We start from the raw sequence: 19,878 nt of genomic DNA on the forward strand, positions 1-19,878 counted from the left end.
CGTGGGCTGGCCCACAGTTCCGCAAAAACTGACCGTACGGAGGATGTTCTGTCGTATGGTTGTACCCGGCAGTGCTGACCGCTCGGTTCGGGCGGGCATCCACCGCCTGGTGGCCGCGACCGGTTCGGACGTGGTTCACCGCCTGGGCAGGCCTGCGTGGCGCCCCCGGTCGCGGTTCGTGGCCAAGGGGCGCCCGCCTGTCCCGGCGAGCCCCGCCCGTGACGCATCCGGGCGCGAGCGCTCAGCGTGCCAGCCCCGCCAGCAGGTTCACCGTGACGGCGATGACGAACGCGCCGAACAGGTACGACACCATCGAGTGCCGCAGCACCGTCCGGCGCATCTCGTTGCTGGTCAGGTTGGTGTCGGAGACCTGGAACGTCGCCCCCACGGTGAACGCCACGTACGCGAAGTCCGAGTAGCGGGGCGGCTCGCTCTGGTTGAAGTTCACCCCGCCGTCCGGGCCCGTGTAGTAGATCCGGGCGTAGCGGGCGGTGAAGACGGTGTGGACGACCAGCCAGGACAGCACCACGCTGAGGACGCCGAGCACGCCGTACAGGTCCTGGCGGATGCCGGGTGGCGCGGCGTGCGCGCTGGCGAGGACCAGTCCGACGGCCAGCAGGCTGGCGAGGCAGGCGATCAGCAGCAGCACGTCCCGGATGGCCCGGTTGGGGTCCTCGTGCACGGCGAGTGCGGCGGTGCGGGCGGCGTCCATCGGCCAGAGCTTGCGCCACACCAGCACCAGCCAGCTCAGGGCGGCGCCGTCCCAGCCGGCCAGCGGGGCGAGCGCGGGCGACAGGGTGAGCGCGAAGACGCTGCCCACGATGACGCCGACCACCGCCACGATCACCAGCTGCGTCGCCGCGGGGGTGTGCCCGTCCGGCGGGCGTGACAGCGGACCGGTGCGGGTCATCCGCGACGCCGGTTCGCCACGGCGGACGCCCCCACCGCGCGGTCAGATGCCGCGCAGGTGCTGCGACACCCGGTTGTGCTTCTTGTCCCGGGCCTGCGCGGCGCGTTGGGACGTCGCGTGTTGCGCCGGGCCCACCTCGGGGGCGGCCTCGATGCCGGCCGAGCGGGCCACCTCGGTGCCGTTGGCATAGTCGACCGGCGGCAGGGCGCGCAGCGCCTTGAGCACGTCCGGCGGCGCGCCCTCGCGTTCGGCCTCGCGGATCACGTCGTCCTTCTCGGCCGGGAAGTCCAGGCTCGACAGGTACTGCAGGACGTCCGTGTAGCTCGCCATGTCTGGGGCTCCCTCGGGGCATGGATTGGTCACGTCCGGCGGCGGTTACCCGTCCGCCGCCGGGTCACGCCCGGGTCGGTGCGGGAAATCGGCGTCGTTTCCACCACGACGCCGCGGGTACCCGCAGGCGCCGCAGCCACCGCCCGAGGGAGTACGCGATGAACTACGACACCTTCGTCGACCAGGTTTCCCAGCGCACCCGTACGTCGTCGGAGCAGGCCGTCGAGTTGACCCGGGCGGTGCTGGAGACGTTCGCCGAGCGGCTGACCGGCGGCGAGGTGCTGGACCTGGCGGCGCAGTTGCCGCAGCCGCTGCAACTGATGCTCAAGCCGAGCCCGAGCACCGAGCAGGCGGACCGCTTCGGGGCGGCCGAGTTCGTGGCGCGCGTGGCGTTGCGGGCGCGGGTCGAGGAGCCGGCGGCGCGGGACGCCGTCCGGGCGGTCTTCACCACCCTGCGCGAGGCGATCACGGGCGGGGAGTTCGACGACGTGGCGACGCAGTTGCCGCGTGACTACCGGGACCTCGTGGAGCAGGCGATGGCGCCCGGCGCGACGCTGCGCCGCGCCTGAAGGCGGGGCCACACAGCGGTTGGCCAGGGCAACCATCGACATCCGGCTTGGCGTGTCGATCCGGCCTGGCCTAACCTGGTCGTGCGAGGGGAGTACTTCCCACGAACCATTCCGGTCAGTACGGCGCGCCCGGCGTGCCTCGGGTGGTTGCCCATCGGGTGATGGGTGAAGGAGACCTCGAACATGACACGGTGTTCGAGGAGACCCCATGACCGAATTGTCCCCGTTGGCCGCGGCGAGTGACCTGTCCTCGATCGGTACGCCCACCCTCTGGGCGGTGACGATCGTCGGCGTGGTGCTCCTGCTGGTGCTGGACTTCCTGGTGACGCGCAAGCCGCACGAGGTGTCCATGCGGGAGGCGATCGGCTGGTCGACCTTCTACATCGCCCTGCCACTGGCGTTCGGCGGGTGGCTCTGGGCCCGCTACGGCTCCCAGCAGGGCATCGAATACCTGACGGGTTACCTCGTCGAGAAGTCCCTCTCGGTCGACAACCTCTTCGTCTTCATGCTGTTGCTGGCCGCGTTCGCGGTGCCGGCCGTGCTCGCCCAGCGGGTGCTGCTCTACGGCATCGCGGGCGCCCTGGTGCTGCGGGCGGTCTTCATCGCCCTCGGCGCGGCGGCGTTGCAGACCCTCGACTTCGCGTTCCTGCTCTTCGCGATCATCCTCATCGCCACCGCGGTGAAGCTGCTGCGCGACGCCCTCTCCGGGCACGAGCAGGAGGTCGACATCAACAAGATGCGCTCGGTCAAGCTGCTGCGCAAGGTCATGCCGGTGGTCGACGACTACCACGGCACCCGGATGACCGTCCGGGAGGGCGCGCGGCGAGCGCTCACCCCGTTCGCGCTGGTGGTGGTCGCGGTGCTGGCCACCGACATCGTCTTCGCCGTCGACTCGGTGCCGGCGGTCTACGGCATCACCGAGGACCCGTACCTGGTCTTCGCCACCAACGCGTTCGCCCTGCTCGGCCTGCGGGCGCTCTACTTCGTCCTGCACGCGGCGCTGAGCCGGCTGGTGCATCTCAGCTACGGCCTGGCGATCATCCTGGCCTTCATCGGGCTCAAGCTGGGCCTGCACTGGGCGCACGGCATCTGGGAGAGCGTTCCGCAGATCCCCACCCTGGCCTCGCTCGGCGTGATCATCGGCGTGCTGGTGGTGGTCACCCTCACCAGCCTGCGGGCCACCCGGGGCGGCACGCCCGCCGAGCGCGAGGTCGTCACCGAACGGCGCTGACCGCGCCGCGCCGGGCCGGCGAGGGGGTACGCGGGAAAGCTCCCGCCCGGCCGGTCCGGGTGGTACGACTGTGCAATGGGAATCGTGTCACCGGGCTTCCAGGGTCGGCCCCGATCACAGGAGCCGGCCCTGCCACCCGGTCAGTACCTGACCGAGGACTTTCCGGTGCTCTCGGCCGGCCCGACGCCCCGGGTCTCCCTGGACACCTGGGAGTTCGTCATCGCGGCCGAGAACGGCAGTGAGTACCGGTGGTCGTGGCAGGAGTTGATGGCGCTTCCGCAGGAGACGCCGACCGTCGACATCCACTGCGTCACCCACTGGTCGAAGCTCGGCACCACCTGGACGGGCGTCTCCCTGGACACCCTGCTCGACGGTGTGGACACCGGCGCGCACTTCGCGCTCGCGCACTCCTATGGCGGGTACACGACCAACCTGCCGCTGGACGACCTGCGCGGCGGCCGGGCCTGGGTGGCGCACACCTTCGACGGCGCGCCGCTGCCGGCCGAACACGGCGGCCCGGCACGGCTGCTGGTGCCGCACCTGTACTTCTGGAAATCCGCCAAGTGGGTGCGCGGCATTCGGCTCAAGACGATGGACGAGCCGGGGTTCTGGGAGACCGCCGGGTACCACGACTACGGCGACCCGTGGCGCGAGCAGCGGTACCAGGGTGACTGAGCGGGCCGTGGCGACGGGCACCCCGGCCCGCGCGCCGATCAAGTGGCGGGTGGCCCGGCTGGTGGAGCGCCGGGTGGAGACGCCGTCCGCGCAGACGCTGGTCCTGGAGGTGCCCGACTGGCCGGGTCACCTGCCCGGCCAGCACGTCGACGTGCGCCTGACCGCGCCGGACGGCTACCAGGCCGCCCGGTCGTACTCGATCGCCGGGCCGGTCGTGGACGGCCCCGGCGGTCCGCGCATCGAGGTGACCGTCCAGCGGGTCCACGACGGCGAGGTGTCCCCGTACCTCATCGATGTCTTCGCCGCCGGCGACCCGGTGGAGATCCGCGGACCGCTCGGTGGCTGGTTCATCTGGCGTCCGGAGCAGACCGATCCGGTGCAGCTCGTGGCCGGCGGCTCCGGGATCGTGCCGCTGATGGCGATGATCCGTTCGCGGCGCGAGGTCGGCAGCAAGGTGCCGTTCCGGCTGATCTACTCGGTACGGACGCCGCAGGACGTGATCTACGCCGACGAGTTGCGTCGCCGGGGCCGTGACGACTTCGGCCTCGACGTGGCCTACGTCTACACCCGCGAGGCGCCCGAGGGCTGGCGTGGCGAGCCGCACCGGCTCGGCCTCGCCGACGTCAACACGCACGGGTGGCCGCCGGACCTGCAACCGCTCACGTACGTCTGCGGTCCGACCGGTTTCGTGGAGGCCGTCGCCGACCTGCTGGTGGGGCTGGGCCACCCGTCGCGGCGGATCAGGACCGAGCGCTTCGGCCCCACCGGCTGAGAGCGCGCCCGCCGCTCACCGTCTTGTCGAGGAGATCCGATGACCAACATGTCGTACCTGGACGGCAACATGCTCGACGGCCCGCTGCGCGAGCTGTTCGCCGTCGACCTGAGCACCGCGCAGGGCCGCTGCGAGAACTGCGGGATGACCGGCTCGATGGCCAGCCTGCACGTCTACTCGCACGCCCCGGGTCTGGTCGGCCGCTGCCCGTCCTGCGAGTCGGTGATGGTACGGCTGGTGCGCGGGCCCGATCGCGCCTGGCTCGACATGCGCGGCGTCACCTACCTCCAGGTGCCGATGCCGATGGAGCAGGTACTTCCCGAGCCGCTCTGACGAGGTGGGGTCGGGGTGAGCGCTTGAAAGTGGATAAATACTTCATTTTTCATAGTCTTGAATTTATCGATGTCTTCTTGCCCGCTTTCCCGGTATGGGGTCGGATGTCCGTCAACTGTTAAGACAGTTGTCTATTCCTCCACCCGTACTGAGGAGATCCCCCATGCGCTGTCGACGCGTACTCCTGGCGGTGGTCATCGCGCTCGCCGCCGGCGCGGTGACCACCACCGCACCCCCGAGCGCCCAGGCTGCTCCGGCCACGTTCACCCACCCCGGCGTGCTGGTCAGCCGGCCGCAGCTCGACTTCGTCAAGGCCAAGGTGCAGGCCGGCGAGCAGCCGTGGCGCAACGCCTACAACCAGATGATGGGCAGCCGGTACGCCTCGCTGTCCCGGGTCCCCGCGCCGCGGGCGACCGTCGAGTGCGGTCCGACGTCCAACCCGAACTACGGCTGCACGGACGAGCGCGAGGACGCCATCGCCGCGTACACCGACGCGCTGGCCTGGTACATCACCGGCAACTCGGCGTACGCGCAGAAGTCGATCGCCCTGATGGACGCCTGGTCCGCCACGATCCAGCGGCACACCAACTCCAACGCCCCGTTGCAGACCGGCTGGGCCGGCTCGGTGTGGCCGCGCGCCGCCGAGATCATCCGATACACGTACGGCAACTGGCCCAACCAGGCGCGGTTCGCGACCATGCTGCGCAACGTCTATCTGCCCGTGGTCATCGCCGGTGACTCCCGCACCAGCAACTGGGACCTGACCCTCGCCGAGGCGGCCATCGGCATCTCGATCTTCCTCGAGGACCGCACGTCGTACGATCGCGCGCTCGCCCGGTTCCGGGCCGCGGCCGCCGCGTCCATCTACATCGCCGCGGACGGTGTCCGACCCCTGTACCCGCCGGCCACCAGCGTCGACACGCCCGCCGAACTCGTCTCCCGCTGGCACGGCCAGGCCACCTACACCGACGGCCACGCGCAGGAGACCTGCCGCGACTGGGTCCACACCGGCTACAGCATCTCCGCCATCTCGCACGTCGCCGAGACCACCCGCATCCAGGGTGGCGACCTCTACCCAGAACTCCAGGACCGGCTGCGCCACGCGCTCGGCTTCCACACCAAGTTCGAGAACGGCACCGCCGTCCCGTCGAGCGTGTGCGGCGGCTCGGTCGTCCTCGGCCTCGGCCCGATCACCGAGGTCGGCTTCAACGCGCTGCACAACCGGATGGGCATCGGCATGGCCAACACCCAGAGCTACACCGAGCGCAAGCGTCCCCAGGGCACGAACAACCTCTTCGTGGCCTGGGAAACCCTGACCCACGCGAACAACCCGGCGTAGCCGGCGCTTCCGGTCCTCGACACGGGGATGGCCCTGTGTCGAGGCCCGGCCGCGCCAGCGGCAGACTGGCGTGATGAGCACCGGTCTGTGGCGCGGCGTTCCCCTGCGGGTTCGGCTGGTCGTGTCGGCGGCGGTGCTGGTCTTCGCGTACGGCGGCGTCGTGCACGTACTCCAGTTGTTCGTCCCCGGTCTCCGGCCGCAGCTCGCGCTGCCCGGCTGGCTCGCGGTCTACTTCGCGTCCCTGACCCTGTGGGATCCGTTGGCGGCGCTGTTGCTCGCGGCCCGCCGGGCGGCGGGGCTCGCGCTGGGCGGCGCGGTGCTGGTGACGGACGCTGCCGCCAACGGGTACGCCAACTACGTGCTCGACCCCGCCGGTGGCGTCACCCCGGGCCGGATCGGGCAGGCCGTCATCACCGCCCTCGCCGTCGCGCTCGTCGCGCTCACCCCGTGGCTGGCCCGCTGGTTCAGTCCGGCGCGATGAGCGGGCGGCGGTACGGGGTCCAGCCGACGAACCGCGCGAACATGGCCTGCGGCGCGGGCGCCTCGTCGGGATTGAGCCGGTAGAGGTCCCGGATCGCCTCGTGCAGTTGCCCGCACAGGTAGATCGACAGGCCGATCAGGTCGTGCTCGTGTTCGGCCTTGAGCACCAGCCGGGCGGTCGGGCAGGGCCACGGGCCACCGCACGCCCGGCAGCACCACATCGGACGCAGCGGCGTGTGCGGCGGTGTGCCGGTCGGCACGGGCGGTGAGGTCACCATGATTCACGCTCCTTCACAGGTGGGGGAGGGGCCGCCGCGGTACGGGGGTTCGCGGCGGCAGCTCGTTCGGTTCCGCCCGTCGGTCGGCCGGGCCGGGCGGTTCCGCTACGTGACAGTCTGCTGACAGGGCCGCTACTGTCGGAAGGCGCGCGAGTCCCACCAGCGCCGATGTACGTGTCAGACGCCCCCGGTGTGCAGAGGTGTGCAGTGGATCGTTTGCCCATGCTGGAGCTGTTCGCCGGCGAGCTGCGTCGGCTGCGCACGGTCGCCGGACTGTCGCAGGAGGCGTTGAGCGAGCGCATCAATTACTCGGCGTCGCTCGTCGCGGCCGTCGAGCAGTGCCGGCGTCCGCCCCGACTGGAGTTCACCGAGCGCAGCGACCGCGTGCTGGACGCCGACGGCCTGCTGCTGCGCATCCGCGAGACGATGATCCGCGAGTCGGTCATGCCGTGGTTCCGCGAGTGGGTGACGATCGAGCAGGAGGCGACGGCGCTACGCTCGTTCCAGCCGCTGGTGCTGCCGGGGCTGCTGCAAACCGAGGGCTATGCGCGGGCTCTCTATTCCGGCGCAAGTCAGCTTGCGGATCATCAGTTGGATCAGCCGGTCGCCGCGCGGCTGCGGCGGCAGGAGATCCTGACTCGTGAGCAGCCACCGCTCTTCGTCGCGGTGCTCGATCACACCGTGTTGGAGAGGCCCGTGGGCGGGCCGGTGGTCATGCGCGAGCAACTACAGCACCTGCTTGAGGTCGGTCAGCGGCCACGGGTGCACCTGCACCTCGTACCTCGCAGTGTGGGCGCCTATCCCGGCCTCAACGGGGCCTTCGTGATCGCCACGCCGACCGACGGGGAAGACGTGGCCTACCTGGACAATCCTCTACAGGGGACGGTCATCGAGCGGACCGCCGACGTACTATCGCTGCGGCAGTCGTGGGAATCGGTACGGGCCGAGGCGATGTCGCACCGGCAGACCCTCGACGCGATCACGGAGGCGGCGAAGGCATGGACCTGACCGGCGCGATCTGGCGCAAGAGCACCCGCAGCAGCGGCAATCAGGGCGACTGTGTCGAGGTCGCGGGCAACCTGCCGGGCTTGGTGGGCGTCCGCGACAGCAAGGACCCGGCCGGCCCGGTGCTGGTCGTCGACCCGGCCGCCTGGCGCGCCTTCGTGACCTTCGCCAAGCGCCACTGATCCCTACGTCGACGCCCGCCGGCGCGGCTGCTCGACTAGCTCGACCGGCTCGACCGGCTCCATGATCGACTCCGTTTCACCGATGTCGGGGTGTCCGAGCGTCCGGGATACCCCGACATCAGCGATGTCGAGTGGATCATCCCGGCACGCGGCACGCGGCACGCGGCACGCGGCACGCGGCACCGGCACGCGGCACGCGGCACCGGCACGCGGCACCGGCACCGGCACGCGGCACCGGCACCGGCCGGCGTCGTGGGTTGGCCTGGCGTCGCCCCGCCTCGTGGATCACCCTGGCCTCGCGTCGCTCGGCGTCGATTAATCGGGTGCGCGTGACGCTGGGCCGCTCGTAGGCTTCCGGTCCCTGGGCCGACTGGGCCTCGACCTCCCCGGATCGGAGATGAGCGCGACGATGGCCAGTGACCTGTTCGCCGTGAGTTTCGGTGCCAACGACCCCCTCGTCGTAGCGCGGTTCTGGTCCGCGATCCTCGGTCGGGAGCTGATCGACGACCCGCGCGACGGCGCCCTGGTGCTGCCCGACGACAAGACCGGCTTCCGGCTGCGCTTTCCCGCGATCCCCGAACCGAAGGTCCTGCAGAACCGGGGGCACATCGAGCTGACCAGCGAGTCGCTGGAGCACCAGCAGCAGACGATCGACCGTGCCCTGGAGTTGGGCGCGCGGCACATCGACATCGGCCAGGACCCGAACGACGACCACGTGGTGCTCGCCGATCCCGAGGGTAACGAGTTCTGCGTCCTCGGCCCGGGCAACAAGTTCCTCGCCGGCTGCGGCTACCTCGGGGATGTCTCCTGCGACGGTTCGCAGGCCGTCGGCTACTTCTGGAGCGAGGCGCTCGGCTGGCCGCTCGTCTGGGACCAGGACGAGGAGACCGCCATTCAGTCGCCCCTGGGCGGCCCGAAGATCACCTGGGGTGGTCCGCCCCTGATGCCCCGGGGCGATCGGGACCGGGTGACGTTCGACCTGGCGGTCAGCGGCGACGGCGACCGGAAGGCGGAGGTCGACCGTCTGCTCTCCCTCGGCGCCACTCTGGTCGACACCGACCAGGCCGGCGCGGTGGTGCTCGCCGACCCCGACGGCACCCACTTCCGGCTGCTGACGCCCCGCTGAGAGGCGGACGGCCGCCGACGCCGGACCGATGCCGAGCTGTTGACCTGCCGTCAGGGGCCGGGCGTCCGTCGACGCCGATCGATGCCGAGCTGTTGACCTGCCGTCAGGGGCCGGGCGTCCGTCGGCGTCGACCGATGCCGAGCTGTTGACCTGCCGCCGGGGGCCGGATGTCCGCCGACGCCGACCGATGCCGAGGTGCTGGCACCGGCCACGGTTGCGGTCCGGGCCCCGCCAGGCCGATGTGTCAAGCAGCGGTATACCTCAGCGGCATATTCATACCTCTGAGGTATACCGCTCACCGTCGCGTCGTCCCCGGCAGAGGTGACCGACGGTGACCGCTGCCGACCGGTCCTGGCGTCCTCGCGCTGGTGACGGCGGGCGGTTGGACAACCGTCCCGCCGGTCGTCAGAGTGGTCCGCCGTGAGATACCTGCGCAGCGGTGGTCCCGCCGCGATCCGGCGACCCCGGCCGACCGACGTCGACGAGTTCGTGGCGGCCGTGCGACGGAGTCGGGACCTGCACCATCCGTGGCTGGCCGCGCCGGCCACCGCCGAGGAGTACGACCGATACCTCGCCCGCATCCGCCGCCGCGACAGCGCCGGCTACCTGATCTGCGACCGGGCCAGCGGCGAGATCGCCGGCTACGTGAACATCAGCGGCATCGTTCTGGGCGCGCTGCGCGGTGGCTACCTGGGGTACGCGGCGTTCGAACCGTACAGCGGCACCGGGCACGCCTCGGCGGGCATCGCGCTGGTCATCGACCACGCGTTCACCAGCGTCGGACTGCACCGGTTGGAGGCGAACATCCAGCCGGGCAACGAGCCGTCCCGCCGGGTCGCCCGCAAGCTCGGCTTCCGCCTGGAGGGCTTCTCCCCGGACTACCTGTTCATCGACGGCGCCTGGCGCGACCACGAACGCTGGGCGATCACCGCCCCCACCCCACCGACCACCCCCACCCCTCCCACCCCCACCCCACCTCCCGCGTGATCATGAAGTTAGCGTCACGACACGCCGAGGCGGATGACGATAACTTCATGATCAACGGGGCGAAAGCGGGCGGGGCCAAGGCGGGCGGGGCCAAGGCGGACGGGGCCAGGGCGGGCGGGGGAGGGGGCCGGGTTAGGCGCCGGGGCGGGGGAAGGCTACCGGGCTGCGGAGGCCCGCTCGGTTGATCGCGCGGATGCCGAAGAAGACGTTGTCCTTGGACAGGTCGATGCTGACCTCGGTGACGTCACCGACCCCGATCACCCGCTGCCACTCGGCGGCGGTGGTCTCCCGCCACACCACCTCGTAGCCGGCCAGGTCCGGCTCGTCGCCGCGCTGCCAGCGCAGCGTCGTGTTGTTGGTCAGGTCGGTGGTCACGATGATGGCGCCCTTGGGCGTACCGGGGGCCTGGGCCAGGGACCAGAGCGCCGCGCCGTTCACCCTCGCCACCCGCGCGATGTACGCGAAGTCGCAGAATTCGGGCAGGTCACCGAACTGCTTGCCGTCCTGCACGCGTACGTCCTGGTGCTGGTGGGCGAAGTCCTCGTTCGGCTCGGTGAACCGCGCCGCCGGCCAGCCCTCGCGCAGGAACGAGATGTGGTCGCTGCCGCGCAGGTAGCGGTCCCGCCGGTAGATCACCCGTACCCGCATGCCGGTCGCGTCGTTGTCCGCCACGTCCCGGACGAACCGGGCGAGCTGGCGCGACGGCGAGTCGTTCTCGCCGCCGACGGACTGGCGGGTGGTGGCCTCCGCGGGCGTCTCCGCCGTCGGCACGCCCTCGGCGAACAGCCGCACGGTGTACGGGTCGCGGGCGCCGTCGTCGGCGGTGCTGCTGCCCACGATGTCGTCGCTGAACATGCCCTGCACGTCCGCGCCGGCCGCCTTGAGCTGCGCGGCCAGGTACGCCGAGCCGTACAGGCCCTGCTCCTCGGCGGCCACCGCGGCGAACACGATGGTGGCGGCCGTCGGCCGGGTGGCCAGCAGGCGGGCCAGCTCCAGCACCACGGCCACGCCCGAGGCGTCGTCGTCGGCTCCGGGTGCGTCGCTGACGGCGTCCATCACGTCGGTGACGCGGGAGTCGTAGTGACCCGTGACCACGTACGTGCGGTTCGGCGACGTCTCGCCGCGCAGGGTCGCCACGACGTTGGTGATCCGGGTGGCGGTGGGGATCCGCGACGCGGGCTGCTGGACGTACGACTGGAGCTCGACCGTCATCCGGCCGCCGGAGGTGGCCGCGTACTCCTGCATGCGGGCGTGGATCCAGTCCCGGGCCGCGCCGATGCCCCGCTCGGGGTCGTCCTGGCTGGAGAGGGTGTGCCGGGTGCCGAACGCGGCCAGGCGGCGCACGATCGCCTCGATCCGGCGCGGGTCGACCTGGCGCAGCAGGTCGCGCAGTTCGCGGTCGGGTCGCTGGGGGTGGGCCGGGCGTCCGGGGCCGGCGGGCCCGGGATCGGCAGCGGCGGGCGCGGCCAGCGAGGGCACCGCGACGGTGGCGGCGGTCGCCGCGGTGACGGCGGCGGAGGCGGACAGGAAGGTACGGCGGGTCGGCCTCGTGGGCCGCTCGCCGGTGTCGTCTGATCCCATTCCGGCATCCTGCCCATCGATAGTGGCGTTTGTCCATATCGTTGGATGTGGATGTGCGGGAGCTTTCACCAGATCCGGGTGATGACACCGCGTGGCCGCCGTTCCTACGGTGGGTGTCATGGCTGCCGTACGCGCGACCCCCGCCAACCCGACCGTGGGCGTGCCTCCCGGAACGGGGGACAGCGGCGACCAGCGGGCGATGCCGCCCGAGTTGGGCCCCGACTCGCTCGCCGTGCTCAGCGGCCCCACGTTCCTGTACTCCGACGCGCGCGGCGACGTGCCACCGGGCAGCATCGGCGGGCTCGTGCACCTGGACACCCGCCTGATCAGCGGCTGGACCCTCACCGTCAACGGTGGTCAGCTGCTGGTGTTGCGGGCCAGGACCATCGAGCACTACTCCGCGCAGTATGTGCTCACCAACCCGGAGCTGCCCGGCCTGGCGCCGAACGGTCTTGCCATCCGGCGGTTGCGCTATATCGGCGACGGCTTCCACGAGCGGCTGGAGCTGGTGTCGTACCAGCCTGAGCCGGTGCGGGTGGAGTTGCGCCTCGCCGTCGACGTGGACTTCGCCGACCTGTTCGAGGTCAAGTCCGTGGTCCGGGACCGCTCCGCGCAGATCGTCCACGGCCACGCCACCGACGGCTCCGAGCTGTGCTTCTCCTACCGCAACGGAGACTTCACCGCCGAGACCCGGGTGCGCTGCGCGACCCCGGCGGACCGGATCGAGGGGAACGATCTGGTCTGGGACCTGCACCTGCGTCCGCGCGAGGACTGGCTGGTGGACCTGCACGTGCCGCTGGCGCCGGGCCTGGGCGTGGTCGAACCGGTGCGGGGCGACATCATCGACGTCCTCCAGGGCCGGGCCGAAGACCCGCTGCGCCGGTGGACCGAGGACCGGGCCGTGCTGCGCAGCGACAGCCAGGCGCTGGAGTGCACCGTCCGCCAGTCCCGCGACGACCTGGCGGCGCTGCGGCTCGACCTGGAGATCAAAGGTCAGCGGGTCCTGCTGCCCGGCGCGGGACTGCCCTGGTTTCTCAGCGTCTTCGGGCGGGACACGCTGATCACCGCGTACCAGACGTTGGTGGCCGGGCCGGCGCTGGCGAAGGGGGCGCTGCTCGCGCTCGCCCGACTGCAGGGCGAGGTCTGTGACGACTTCACAGACGAGGAGCCGGGCAAGATCCTGCACGAGGCCCGCAGCGGCGAGCTGACCCGTACCGGCCAGAAGCCGTACGGTCCCTACTACGGCACCGCCGACGCCACCCAGCTCTGGCTGATCCTGCTCTCGGAGTACTGGCGGTGGACCCGCGACGACGAGACCGTCCGGCACCTGCGCGACAACGCGATGGCCGCGCTGCGGTGGATCGACGAGTACGGCGACCGCGACGGCGACGGCTTCGTGGAGTACGCCACCCGGTCCCCCGAAGGGCTGGGCAACCAGTGCTGGCGCGACTCGCCGGACGGCGTCTGCTTCGCCGACGGGCGTATCCCGGTGCTGCCGCTGGCAACGGCCGACGTCCAGGGCTACACCTTCGACGCGAAGGTGCGGCTGGCCGAGCTGTTCGACGGCCCGCTGGGCGACCCCAAGATGGCGGCACGGCTGCGCGACGAGGCCGGCGGCCTGTACGAGCGGTTCAACCGGGACTTCTGGATCGACGAGCGGGGCGGCTACTACGCGGTGGCCCTCGACGGCGACAAGAACGTGGTCGACTCCAAGACGTCCAGCATGGGTCACCTGCTGTGGAGCGGGATCGTGCCGCCGGGGCGGGCCGACGCGGTGGTGCGCCAGCTCATGTCGCCCGACATGTTCTCCGGCTGGGGCATCCGGACGCTGTCCGCCGAGGAGCGCCTCTACCGGCCCCTCGGCTACCACCTGGGCACGGTCTGGCCGCACGACAACTCGCTGATCGCTCTCGGCCTGGTCCGCTACGGCTACCGGGCGGAGGCGAACCGGGTCAGCCTGGCGATGATCGACGCGGCCGAGCAGTTCGACCACCGACTGCCCGAGGCGCTCAGCGGGTCCGACCGGCAACGGCTGCTGTTCGCCATCCCGTATCCCACCGCGTGCAGCCCACAGGCGTGGGCGGCCGGGGCGCCGCTGGCGCTGGTCCGCGCGATGCTGGGGCTGAACCCGGTCGAGGGTCGGCTCGTGCTCGACCCGGCGGTTCCACCGGAGATCGGCCGGATCTCGGCCAACCGGGTGCGGGCCTTCGGTCAGGAGTGGGGTGTGGAGGCGACGGGCTCCAGCGGCCGCGTCTGGATCGAGCGGAGCTGACGGCGCGCCTGCGCTTCGACGTTTGTCCTGGCCCGCGACGGGAAACGGCCGGCAATGACGAAACCTCGTGTGGTGATCGTGGGGGCCGGGTTCGCCGGTTACCACGCGGCGAAGACGTTGAGCCGGATCGCCCGGGACCGGGCCGAGATCGTGGTGCTGAACTCCACCGACTACTTCCTGTACCTGCCGCTGCTGCCCGAGGTGGCCGCCGGGGTGGTCGAGCCCTCGCGCATCGCCGTGCCGCTGACCGGGACCCTCAAGGGCGTCCGGGTGGTGATCGGTGAGGCGGACCACGTCGACCTCCAGAACCGCTGGGTCGGTTTCACCCAGCCCGAGGGGGAGAAGAACCGCCTGGCGTACGACCGGCTGGTCCTCGCCGTGGGCAGCGTCAACAAGCTGCTACCCATCCCGGGCGTCACCGAGTACGCGCACGGCTTCCGCGGCCTGCCCGAGGCGGTCTACCTGCACGACCACATCGTCCGCCAGGTGGAACTGGCCGAGCAGGCCGAGGACCCGGCGGAGCAGAAGGCCCGGTCCACCTTCGTGGTGGTCGGCGCCGGGTACACGGGCACCGAGGTCGCCGCGCACGGCCAACTGTTCACCGACGCCCTGTACGCGCAGCGACCCCGGCTGACCGTCCGGCCCCGCTGGATGCTCCTCGACGTCGCTCCTCGCGTACTGCCGGAGCTGGACAAGCGGATGTCGGACACCTCGCACAAGGTGCTCGACAAGCGCGGCGTGGACGTGCGCATGGGCACCTCGGTGGCCGAGGCGACCTGCGACGGGGTCAAGCTCACCGACGGCGAGTACATCCCCACCTGCACGCTGGTGTGGTGCGTGGGCGTACGCCCCGACCCGTTCGTCAACGAGCTGGGCCTGCGCACCGAGCGGGGCCGGCTGGTCACCGACGAGTACCTCAACGTCCCGGGCTATCCGGAGGTCTTCGCCTGCGGCGACGCGGCCGCCGTGCCCGACCTGGTCAACCCGGGGCAGATCTGCGGCATGACGGCCCAGCACGCGGAGCGCCAGGGCAAGCGGGTGGCGCACAACATCGCCGCGTCGTACGGCTTCGGCAAGCGCCGGCCGTACAAGCACCACGACCTGGGCTGGGTGGTCGACCTGGGTGGCAAGGACGCCGCCGCGAACCCGTTGCACGTCAACCTGGCCGGGCTGCCGGCCAAGGCGGTGACGCGGGCGTACCACCTGATGGCGATGCCCGGTAACCGCACCCGCGTGGGGGCGGACTGGGTGCTCGACGCGGCGCTCACCCGCTCGGCCGTGCAGTTGGGGCTGGTGCCGGCGAACGCGGTGCCGCTGGAGAGCACCTCACCCGAGGTCGCGGCGCGGGGTCGCTGAGCGGGGCGGGTCCGCCGGGCGGGGCGGGTCCGCCGGGCGGGGCGGGTCCGCCGGGCGGGGCGGGGTCACCCGGCGCGGGCCGTACTCGCGCAGCAGGACCTGCGCGATGCCGGCCGCGGGGATGGCCAGCAGCGCGCCGAGCAGCCCGGCCAGCTCCGCCGCGAGCAGCACGCTCAGCAGCACGGTCAGCGGGTTGAGCCGTACCGCGCGGGACAGGATGAGGGGCTGGAGCAGGTGGTTCTCCACCTGCTGGTAGACGACGAAGAAGACGAGCACGACGACGCCGGCGGTGGGGGAGTGCAGGAACCCCGCCCCGGCGGCGATCACCGCGCCGATCGTCGCGCCCACCAGCGGGATCAGGTCGGCCACCGCGACCAGCAGCGCGATCACCCCGGCGAACGGCACTCCGGTGAGACTCAACACCAGGAAGGTCAACGCGCCGCAGATCACGCTGATCACCAGGTTGCCGGTCAGGTAACCGGTGACCGTCCGGGACACCTCCCGGCCGACGCGGCGCAGCCGCTCGCCCTGCCCGTCCCCGGCCACCGCGAGCAGGCCGCGGGTGATCCGCGGCGATTCCAGGACCATGAGGTACGCCAGCACGATGACCGTGACCAGCCCCGCGACCCCCTCCACCACGCCGCGCAGCACTCCGACGGCGGGTTGCCGCAGCCGACTGCCGGCGTCCCGCAGCTCGTCCGCGTGCGAGCCGGCGTAGCGCCGTACCCCGGTGCGTTCCAGGAACTCACCCAGCGGGCCGCGGCCGGCGCGCGCGTCGCGCAGCAGCTCGGGCCCCCGTTCGGCGAACCGGCCCACCTCGTCGAGCAGCGGTACCAGGATCACCGCGGCGAGGACCGCCAGCACGACGAACGCGGCGAGGAAGACGAGCAGCGTGGCGAGCGCCCGGCGGCGCACGAACCGGCGTTGCAGCCGGTCCACGGCCGGTTTGAGCGCGACCGCGAAGAAGGCGGCCACCACCGCCCAGACGAGCACCCGACGGGTCGCGTACACGAAGGCGAGCGCGAGCGCGGTGGCCAGGACCAGCGCGATCACGACCAGGGTCCGGCGGGCCGTGGCCCGATCGTCGGCGTTGCTCACCCGCCGGGCCTTCCCCGCACAGACCACCGGAAACCCGGCATTGCGGACGGTCGGCCCTACCTCAGACGTCCGCGTCGAGAAGGGGGTGGGCGCCGGCCACGAAGGTGTCGAGGGCTGCGGCGTGCAGCAGCCCACCGGCGATCGGGTCGCGCAGCGCGGCCACGGCCAGCCGACCGACCGGCAGCCCGCCGGGGCGGTGCGTCGCGGCGAGCACCAGGTTGCCGTAGCGCCGGCCACGCAGCATCCGGCGGTCGCCGAACACGCAGACGTCCCCGAAGACCGCTCGGAGCGTCGCCACCTGCACCCGGGTGCCGACCAGCGGTGGCAGGTCCGTCACGTTGACCAGACAGAGCCCTCCGGGCCGCAGGACACGGGCCACCTCGGCGGCGAACTCCACGGTGCGGACGTGCCGGGGCATCCGGGCGGCCCGGTAGATGTCGGCGATCACCAGGTCGTACGCGTCCGCTCCGGTGGCGGAGACCGCCTCCCGGGCGTCGGCGACCTCCACCCGCACCTCGGGTGGTGGCGGCGGCAGCTCCCGCGCCACCAGGTCGACCACCGCCCGGTCCCGCTCCACGACCAGCTGCCGGGAGCCGGGCCGGGTGGCGGCCAGCCAGCGGGGCAACGTCAGCGCGCCGCCGCCGAGGTGGAGCACGTCCAGGGGTACGCCCGCCGGCGCCGCCAGCTCCACGGCCGACGCGATCCGGCGGACGTACTCGAAGTGCAGGTGCCGCGGATCCTCGACGTCCACGTACGACTGCTCGACGCCGGCGGAGAGCAGCGTCCGTCCGGTCCGGCGGACCGGATCGGCGACCAGCTCCAACCGGTCGGCGGCACGGTTCATGACGGCACGCTAGCCGAGCGCCCGACGGGCCGGCGGCGCGGGAGCACCCGCGTCCGCCGGCCCGCGTACGTCACGACGCCGGTCAGCCGCCGGCCATCCCGGCGCCGACCTCGTCGATCGCGTCGTCGATGGCGTGGGCGAGGTCCACGTCCAGCGCGGTCACCCCGTCCGCCTGGTTGGTGCGGACGGTCAGCACGGCCGCCGTGTCGCCGGGACGCCCGATGCTCGGGCCGCGCCCGGTGTCCTGGCGCAGCCGGTCGAGCCGGGCGAGCACCCGGTCGAGGTTGTCCGGCGGCAGCGCGACCACGCGGTACAGGCCGGTGGTGTCGCCGGCCCAGTACGGCAGGTCGTCCAGCGCCGCCTGGACCTGCTCCTCGCCCAGGGTGGGCGTGGTGGTGGAGGCCCCCACGATGCCGCCGCCGGCCGCCGGCGGGTTCAGCAGCTCCCGCAGACCGTCGGGGACGTGCAGGGACTCGATCAGGTCGCCGTCCTGGTCGGCGAGCGCGGCCATCGTCGCCTCCGCCTGGTAGCGGGCCTGCTCCGGCGTACGACCGCTGATCCGGCCCACCTCGGCCAGGAAGCCGGGCAGGTCGCGGTGTCGCTCGATACCGTCAACGGGTACGACGTCGTGCAACGAGTTGGGCACGGCGGCGAGCAGCCGTTGCCGCTCCGCCACGTCGAGCGCGAAGGCCAGCACCAGTACGGTCGCCTCGGCGCCCACCTTCGCCGTCCGGAAGTCGACCCCGGATCGGCGTCGGACGTCCTCGACCAGATCCTGGTAGCCCATGCTGGTCACACCGGCCGCGCCCCCGGGCGGCGGCTGCGGTCGCGGATTGTCCGGGGTACCCCTCGACGGCGGCGCCGGTCCACCACGCGTGGTGTCCGACTTGTGCCGCCCGGCCGGCGGTGGGCCGGCCCGCCTGCTCTGGTCCAGGCTGGTGAGCTGCTTGGACGCGCTCAGGCTGGCGCCGTACTCGCTGGGCTGGCCGCCCTGTTCACGGGCCTGCCGGGCCAGCGCCCGGCGGCGCTGGTTGTCGCCCTCCATCTGCTTGCGCATGGTGACGCCCCTTCCGCTGGGGATCGATCCTGCGCCGGTCGCGTTCCCGCCGTCCCGGGAGCCGAAACGGACGCTGCCGGCCGAGTAGGGCTGAGCGTCGGCCGGGCTTCATCCGCCCGGGGTGAGGGGCGCTCACCCGTGCGGCCCGCACGATCGGGGCAGGACCACAGTTCTTCCGAGGTACGCGGAAGGAAGGTCGTCATGAAACGGATCGTCGAGATCGTTCCCGCTCGACCCGGCTGGTACGCCCGCTGGCAGCTCACGCCCGACGCGACCCGGTGTTACCCGGTGAGTCTGTGGGCGCTGTTGGAGGAGTCCGACGGAACCGGCCGGGAAGTGGTCGGAATGGACTGCATCGGCCAGTGGCCGGGTGCGGACGACAACGAGGCGGGTGGGGAGTTTGTCCGTTACCTGTACCAGACACCCGACTCGGGAGAACCCGACGACATCGAACCTCCGGCGACCGTCGAACTGCGCGACGGCGGACCTCGACTCCAGCCGATGACCGCGCCCTAGGCATTTCTCCGGCCCCCGGCCCCAGGTCCCAGGGTCGGGGGCCACCCCCCTTCGCGGGGTGGTCGCCCGGTGCGCCCCTCAGCCGGTGGCGCGCAGGTCGTCGTCGGCGCTCTGCACGCTCAACAGCTCGGTGAGACCGGTGCGATCCAGCAACTGCTGGATCTGCGGGCTGACCCCGGTCAGCCGGATCGCCCCGACGCCCCGACGCACGATCAACAGGGCGCTGAGCCCGGACGAGTCGCAGAGACCGACGCCGCTCAGGTCGATCGTCAGCTGCTGCTCGCCGTGCAGGCCGGCCGCGACGGCCACCAGCTCGGGCGCGGTGTCGTAGTCGAGCTCACCGGTCAGCCGTAGCCGGGCGTGGCCGGCGTCGGGCCGGCTCACCTCGATGGTCAACAGCTGGTGGGGCATTCCACCATGTTCCCAGTCCCCGCGCGGAACGCAAACCCTGGGGCCGCGCGCCGCCGGTTCATGCCGTGGCGGCGGACGCCTCGGCGTCGGGGCCGACCTCCGGACGAGCGGACGGCATCGGCCGACCGATGAGCGTCGCCACCCCGGTGATGTCCAGGATCGTCGCCAGGAAGCGAGGCACCGAGCGCAGCCGCAGCCCGGCGCCGACCTCCTGGCCCTCCCGCCAGGCGTGCACGATCACGGCGAGACCGGTGCTGTCGATGAAGGCCAGGTCGGCGAAGTCCAGCACGATCGCGTGCGGCGTGTCGGCGAGGAGTCGGTCGATCTCGGCCTGTAGAGGGGCCGACGTCGCGTACGCCAGCTCGCCGCCGACGTGGATCAGCGGTACGTCGGGATCGGACCGGTCGACGGACATGATCAGTGGCCTCGCGTCGGTCCTACGCCTCTCCGACAGCACGATCACGCCCCTTCCCCCGCCGGTTCTCCGGCCATCGCGAGGGGATCGTAACAACCGCCGACGGGGTCC

The 19,878-nt window shown here is 71.9% G+C and carries 23 protein-coding genes; 14 read left to right on the plus strand and 9 right to left on the minus strand.

From position 1 onward, the window contains the following. Positions 1-241: 241 nt before the first annotated feature. Together ACQPZK_RS13400 and ACQPZK_RS13405 are read right to left on the minus strand one after the other, a co-directional pair. The gene (locus ACQPZK_RS13400) at positions 242-910 is read right to left on the minus strand and encodes a DUF1345 domain-containing protein (RefSeq protein WP_433538610.1); all 669 of its coding nucleotides are present in this window, start codon (positions 908-910) and stop codon (positions 242-244) included. A gap of 42 nt (positions 911-952) precedes the next feature. Continuing rightward, positions 953-1,240 (minus strand): DUF2795 domain-containing protein, encoded by a 288-nt coding sequence (locus ACQPZK_RS13405; RefSeq protein ID WP_433538611.1) that lies wholly within the window; start codon positions 1,238-1,240, stop codon positions 953-955. A 158-nt stretch (positions 1,241-1,398) separates the two neighbouring features. On the opposite strand from ACQPZK_RS13405, the gene ACQPZK_RS13410 reads away from it, so the two are divergent. The 7 genes from ACQPZK_RS13410 (at position 1,399) to ACQPZK_RS13440 (ending at position 6,640) form a co-directional block, all read left to right on the plus strand. After that, the gene (locus tag ACQPZK_RS13410; protein WP_355052331.1) at positions 1,399-1,809 is read left to right on the plus strand and encodes a DUF2267 domain-containing protein; all 411 of its coding nucleotides are present in this window, start codon (positions 1,399-1,401) and stop codon (positions 1,807-1,809) included. A gap of 208 nt (positions 1,810-2,017) precedes the next feature. Then, positions 2,018-3,040 carry a TerC/Alx family metal homeostasis membrane protein gene (locus ACQPZK_RS13415; RefSeq protein ID WP_433538612.1) on the plus strand — a complete coding sequence of 341 codons (1,023 nt, stop codon included), beginning with the start codon at positions 2,018-2,020 and terminating at the stop codon, positions 3,038-3,040. 75 nt (positions 3,041-3,115) lie between these two features. Further along, positions 3,116-3,715, plus strand: a complete 600-nt coding sequence (locus ACQPZK_RS13420) for a sulfite oxidase-like oxidoreductase (protein ID WP_355233205.1) — start codon at positions 3,116-3,118, stop codon at positions 3,713-3,715. A 7-nt stretch (positions 3,716-3,722) separates the two neighbouring features. Continuing rightward, positions 3,723-4,487, plus strand: coding sequence for a ferredoxin reductase (locus ACQPZK_RS13425; protein ID WP_433539196.1), 765 nt, complete (start codon positions 3,723-3,725; stop codon positions 4,485-4,487). Between the two features lie 39 nt (positions 4,488-4,526). Beyond that, positions 4,527-4,820, plus strand: coding sequence for a DUF6510 family protein (locus ACQPZK_RS13430; RefSeq protein ID WP_433538613.1), 294 nt, complete (start codon positions 4,527-4,529; stop codon positions 4,818-4,820). Between the two features lie 163 nt (positions 4,821-4,983). Then, positions 4,984-6,159: an alginate lyase family protein gene (locus ACQPZK_RS13435; protein ID WP_433538614.1), complete on the plus strand. Its 1,176-nt coding sequence runs from the start codon at positions 4,984-4,986 to the stop codon at positions 6,157-6,159. Between the two features lie 73 nt (positions 6,160-6,232). After that, positions 6,233-6,640, plus strand: a complete 408-nt coding sequence (locus ACQPZK_RS13440) for a hypothetical protein (RefSeq protein ID WP_433538615.1) — start codon at positions 6,233-6,235, stop codon at positions 6,638-6,640. Here ACQPZK_RS13440 and ACQPZK_RS13445 read toward each other — a convergent pair. Further along, entirely contained in the window at positions 6,624-6,917 is a 294-nt protein-coding gene (locus ACQPZK_RS13445) for a hypothetical protein (RefSeq protein ID WP_422739949.1), read from the minus strand. The two genes, ACQPZK_RS13440 and ACQPZK_RS13445, sit on opposite strands and share 17 nt — an antisense overlap. Positions 6,918-7,139: 222 nt before the next feature. On the opposite strand from ACQPZK_RS13445, the gene ACQPZK_RS13450 reads away from it, so the two are divergent. From ACQPZK_RS13450 to ACQPZK_RS13465, 4 genes are all read left to right on the plus strand, one after another. After that, positions 7,140-7,925 (plus strand): helix-turn-helix domain-containing protein, encoded by a 786-nt coding sequence (locus ACQPZK_RS13450; protein WP_433538616.1) that lies wholly within the window; start codon positions 7,140-7,142, stop codon positions 7,923-7,925. Next, the gene (locus tag ACQPZK_RS13455; protein WP_433538617.1) at positions 7,916-8,104 is read left to right on the plus strand and encodes a DUF397 domain-containing protein; all 189 of its coding nucleotides are present in this window, start codon (positions 7,916-7,918) and stop codon (positions 8,102-8,104) included. Before ACQPZK_RS13450 ends, ACQPZK_RS13455 begins: the two co-directional genes overlap by 10 nt. 409 nt (positions 8,105-8,513) lie before the next feature. Next, positions 8,514-9,230 carry a VOC family protein gene (locus ACQPZK_RS13460; protein ID WP_433539197.1) on the plus strand — a complete coding sequence of 239 codons (717 nt, stop codon included), beginning with the start codon at positions 8,514-8,516 and terminating at the stop codon, positions 9,228-9,230. 420 nt (positions 9,231-9,650) lie between these two features. Further along, a complete protein-coding gene (locus ACQPZK_RS13465; RefSeq protein WP_433538618.1) occupies positions 9,651-10,217 on the plus strand; it encodes a GNAT family N-acetyltransferase in 567 nt (188 codons plus the stop codon). A gap of 132 nt (positions 10,218-10,349) precedes the next feature. On the opposite strand, the gene ACQPZK_RS13470 is transcribed toward ACQPZK_RS13465, so the two are convergent. After that, positions 10,350-11,798 (minus strand): M20/M25/M40 family metallo-hydrolase, encoded by a 1,449-nt coding sequence (locus tag ACQPZK_RS13470; RefSeq protein ID WP_433538619.1) that lies wholly within the window; start codon positions 11,796-11,798, stop codon positions 10,350-10,352. Between the two features lie 118 nt (positions 11,799-11,916). Between ACQPZK_RS13470 and ACQPZK_RS13475 the strand changes: the two genes are divergently transcribed. Next, the gene (locus ACQPZK_RS13475) at positions 11,917-14,070 is read left to right on the plus strand and encodes an amylo-alpha-1,6-glucosidase (protein ID WP_433538620.1); all 2,154 of its coding nucleotides are present in this window, start codon (positions 11,917-11,919) and stop codon (positions 14,068-14,070) included. Positions 14,071-14,124: 54 nt separating this feature from the next. Continuing rightward, complete coding sequence (locus ACQPZK_RS13480; protein WP_433538621.1) at positions 14,125-15,426, plus strand: NAD(P)/FAD-dependent oxidoreductase; 1,302 nt, start codon at positions 14,125-14,127, stop codon at positions 15,424-15,426. On the opposite strand, the gene ACQPZK_RS13485 is transcribed toward ACQPZK_RS13480, so the two are convergent. The 3 genes from ACQPZK_RS13485 to ACQPZK_RS13495 all read right to left on the minus strand — a co-directional run bounded on the left by ACQPZK_RS13485 (position 15,397) and on the right by ACQPZK_RS13495 (position 18,425). Further along, positions 15,397-16,524 (minus strand): AI-2E family transporter, encoded by a 1,128-nt coding sequence (locus ACQPZK_RS13485; protein ID WP_433538622.1) that lies wholly within the window; start codon positions 16,522-16,524, stop codon positions 15,397-15,399. The two genes, ACQPZK_RS13480 and ACQPZK_RS13485, sit on opposite strands and share 30 nt — an antisense overlap. A gap of 61 nt (positions 16,525-16,585) precedes the next feature. Continuing rightward, positions 16,586-17,368, minus strand: coding sequence for a spermidine synthase (locus ACQPZK_RS13490; protein ID WP_433538623.1), 783 nt, complete (start codon positions 17,366-17,368; stop codon positions 16,586-16,588). 82 nt (positions 17,369-17,450) lie between these two features. After that, positions 17,451-18,425: a DUF2267 domain-containing protein gene (locus tag ACQPZK_RS13495; RefSeq protein WP_433538624.1), complete on the minus strand. Its 975-nt coding sequence runs from the start codon at positions 18,423-18,425 to the stop codon at positions 17,451-17,453. A 201-nt stretch (positions 18,426-18,626) separates the two neighbouring features. On the opposite strand from ACQPZK_RS13495, the gene ACQPZK_RS13500 reads away from it, so the two are divergent. Further along, positions 18,627-18,941 carry a hypothetical protein gene (locus tag ACQPZK_RS13500; protein ID WP_433538625.1) on the plus strand — a complete coding sequence of 105 codons (315 nt, stop codon included), beginning with the start codon at positions 18,627-18,629 and terminating at the stop codon, positions 18,939-18,941. A 78-nt stretch (positions 18,942-19,019) separates the two neighbouring features. On the opposite strand, the gene ACQPZK_RS13505 is transcribed toward ACQPZK_RS13500, so the two are convergent. Both ACQPZK_RS13505 and ACQPZK_RS13510 read right to left on the minus strand, forming a co-directional pair. After that, entirely contained in the window at positions 19,020-19,352 is a 333-nt protein-coding gene (locus ACQPZK_RS13505; RefSeq protein ID WP_433538626.1) for an STAS domain-containing protein, read from the minus strand. A gap of 58 nt (positions 19,353-19,410) precedes the next feature. Next, positions 19,411-19,815 carry an STAS domain-containing protein gene (locus ACQPZK_RS13510; protein WP_433538627.1) on the minus strand — a complete coding sequence of 135 codons (405 nt, stop codon included), beginning with the start codon at positions 19,813-19,815 and terminating at the stop codon, positions 19,411-19,413. Positions 19,816-19,878 lie beyond the last annotated feature (63 nt).

The organism is Micromonospora sp. CA-249363 (genome assembly GCF_050950185.1).
In the GTDB taxonomy this organism is placed as follows: Bacteria; Actinomycetota; Actinomycetes; order Mycobacteriales; family Micromonosporaceae; genus Micromonospora.

Bases quoted from the DNA above. Each gene is read 5' to 3' on its own strand.
- ACQPZK_RS13400 (WP_433538610.1), bottom strand. From the start codon at position 910: ATGACCCGCACCGGTCCGCTGTCACGCCCGCCGGACGGGCACACCCCC.
- ACQPZK_RS13415 (WP_433538612.1), top strand. From the start codon at position 2,018: ATGACCGAATTGTCCCCGTTGGCCGCGGCGAGTGACCTGTCCTCGATC.
- ACQPZK_RS13495 (WP_433538624.1), bottom strand. From the start codon at position 18,425: ATGCGCAAGCAGATGGAGGGCGACAACCAGCGCCGCCGGGCGCTGGCC.
- ACQPZK_RS13480 (WP_433538621.1), top strand. From the start codon at position 14,125: ATGACGAAACCTCGTGTGGTGATCGTGGGGGCCGGGTTCGCCGGTTAC.
- ACQPZK_RS13430 (WP_433538613.1), top strand. From the start codon at position 4,527: ATGACCAACATGTCGTACCTGGACGGCAACATGCTCGACGGCCCGCTG.
- ACQPZK_RS13450 (WP_433538616.1), top strand. From the start codon at position 7,140: ATGCTGGAGCTGTTCGCCGGCGAGCTGCGTCGGCTGCGCACGGTCGCC.
- ACQPZK_RS13475 (WP_433538620.1), top strand. From the start codon at position 11,917: ATGGCTGCCGTACGCGCGACCCCCGCCAACCCGACCGTGGGCGTGCCT.
- ACQPZK_RS13490 (WP_433538623.1), bottom strand. From the start codon at position 17,368: ATGAACCGTGCCGCCGACCGGTTGGAGCTGGTCGCCGATCCGGTCCGC.
- ACQPZK_RS13435 (WP_433538614.1), top strand. From the start codon at position 4,984: ATGCGCTGTCGACGCGTACTCCTGGCGGTGGTCATCGCGCTCGCCGCC.
- ACQPZK_RS13445 (WP_422739949.1), bottom strand. From the start codon at position 6,917: ATGGTGACCTCACCGCCCGTGCCGACCGGCACACCGCCGCACACGCCG.
- ACQPZK_RS13410 (WP_355052331.1), top strand. From the start codon at position 1,399: ATGAACTACGACACCTTCGTCGACCAGGTTTCCCAGCGCACCCGTACG.
- ACQPZK_RS13470 (WP_433538619.1), bottom strand. From the start codon at position 11,798: ATGGGATCAGACGACACCGGCGAGCGGCCCACGAGGCCGACCCGCCGT.
- ACQPZK_RS13460 (WP_433539197.1), top strand. From the start codon at position 8,514: ATGGCCAGTGACCTGTTCGCCGTGAGTTTCGGTGCCAACGACCCCCTC.
- ACQPZK_RS13505 (WP_433538626.1), bottom strand. From the start codon at position 19,352: ATGCCCCACCAGCTGTTGACCATCGAGGTGAGCCGGCCCGACGCCGGC.
- ACQPZK_RS13420 (WP_355233205.1), top strand. From the start codon at position 3,116: ATGGGAATCGTGTCACCGGGCTTCCAGGGTCGGCCCCGATCACAGGAG.
- ACQPZK_RS13405 (WP_433538611.1), bottom strand. From the start codon at position 1,240: ATGGCGAGCTACACGGACGTCCTGCAGTACCTGTCGAGCCTGGACTTC.
- ACQPZK_RS13500 (WP_433538625.1), top strand. From the start codon at position 18,627: ATGAAACGGATCGTCGAGATCGTTCCCGCTCGACCCGGCTGGTACGCC.
- ACQPZK_RS13455 (WP_433538617.1), top strand. From the start codon at position 7,916: ATGGACCTGACCGGCGCGATCTGGCGCAAGAGCACCCGCAGCAGCGGC.
- ACQPZK_RS13440 (WP_433538615.1), top strand. From the start codon at position 6,233: ATGAGCACCGGTCTGTGGCGCGGCGTTCCCCTGCGGGTTCGGCTGGTC.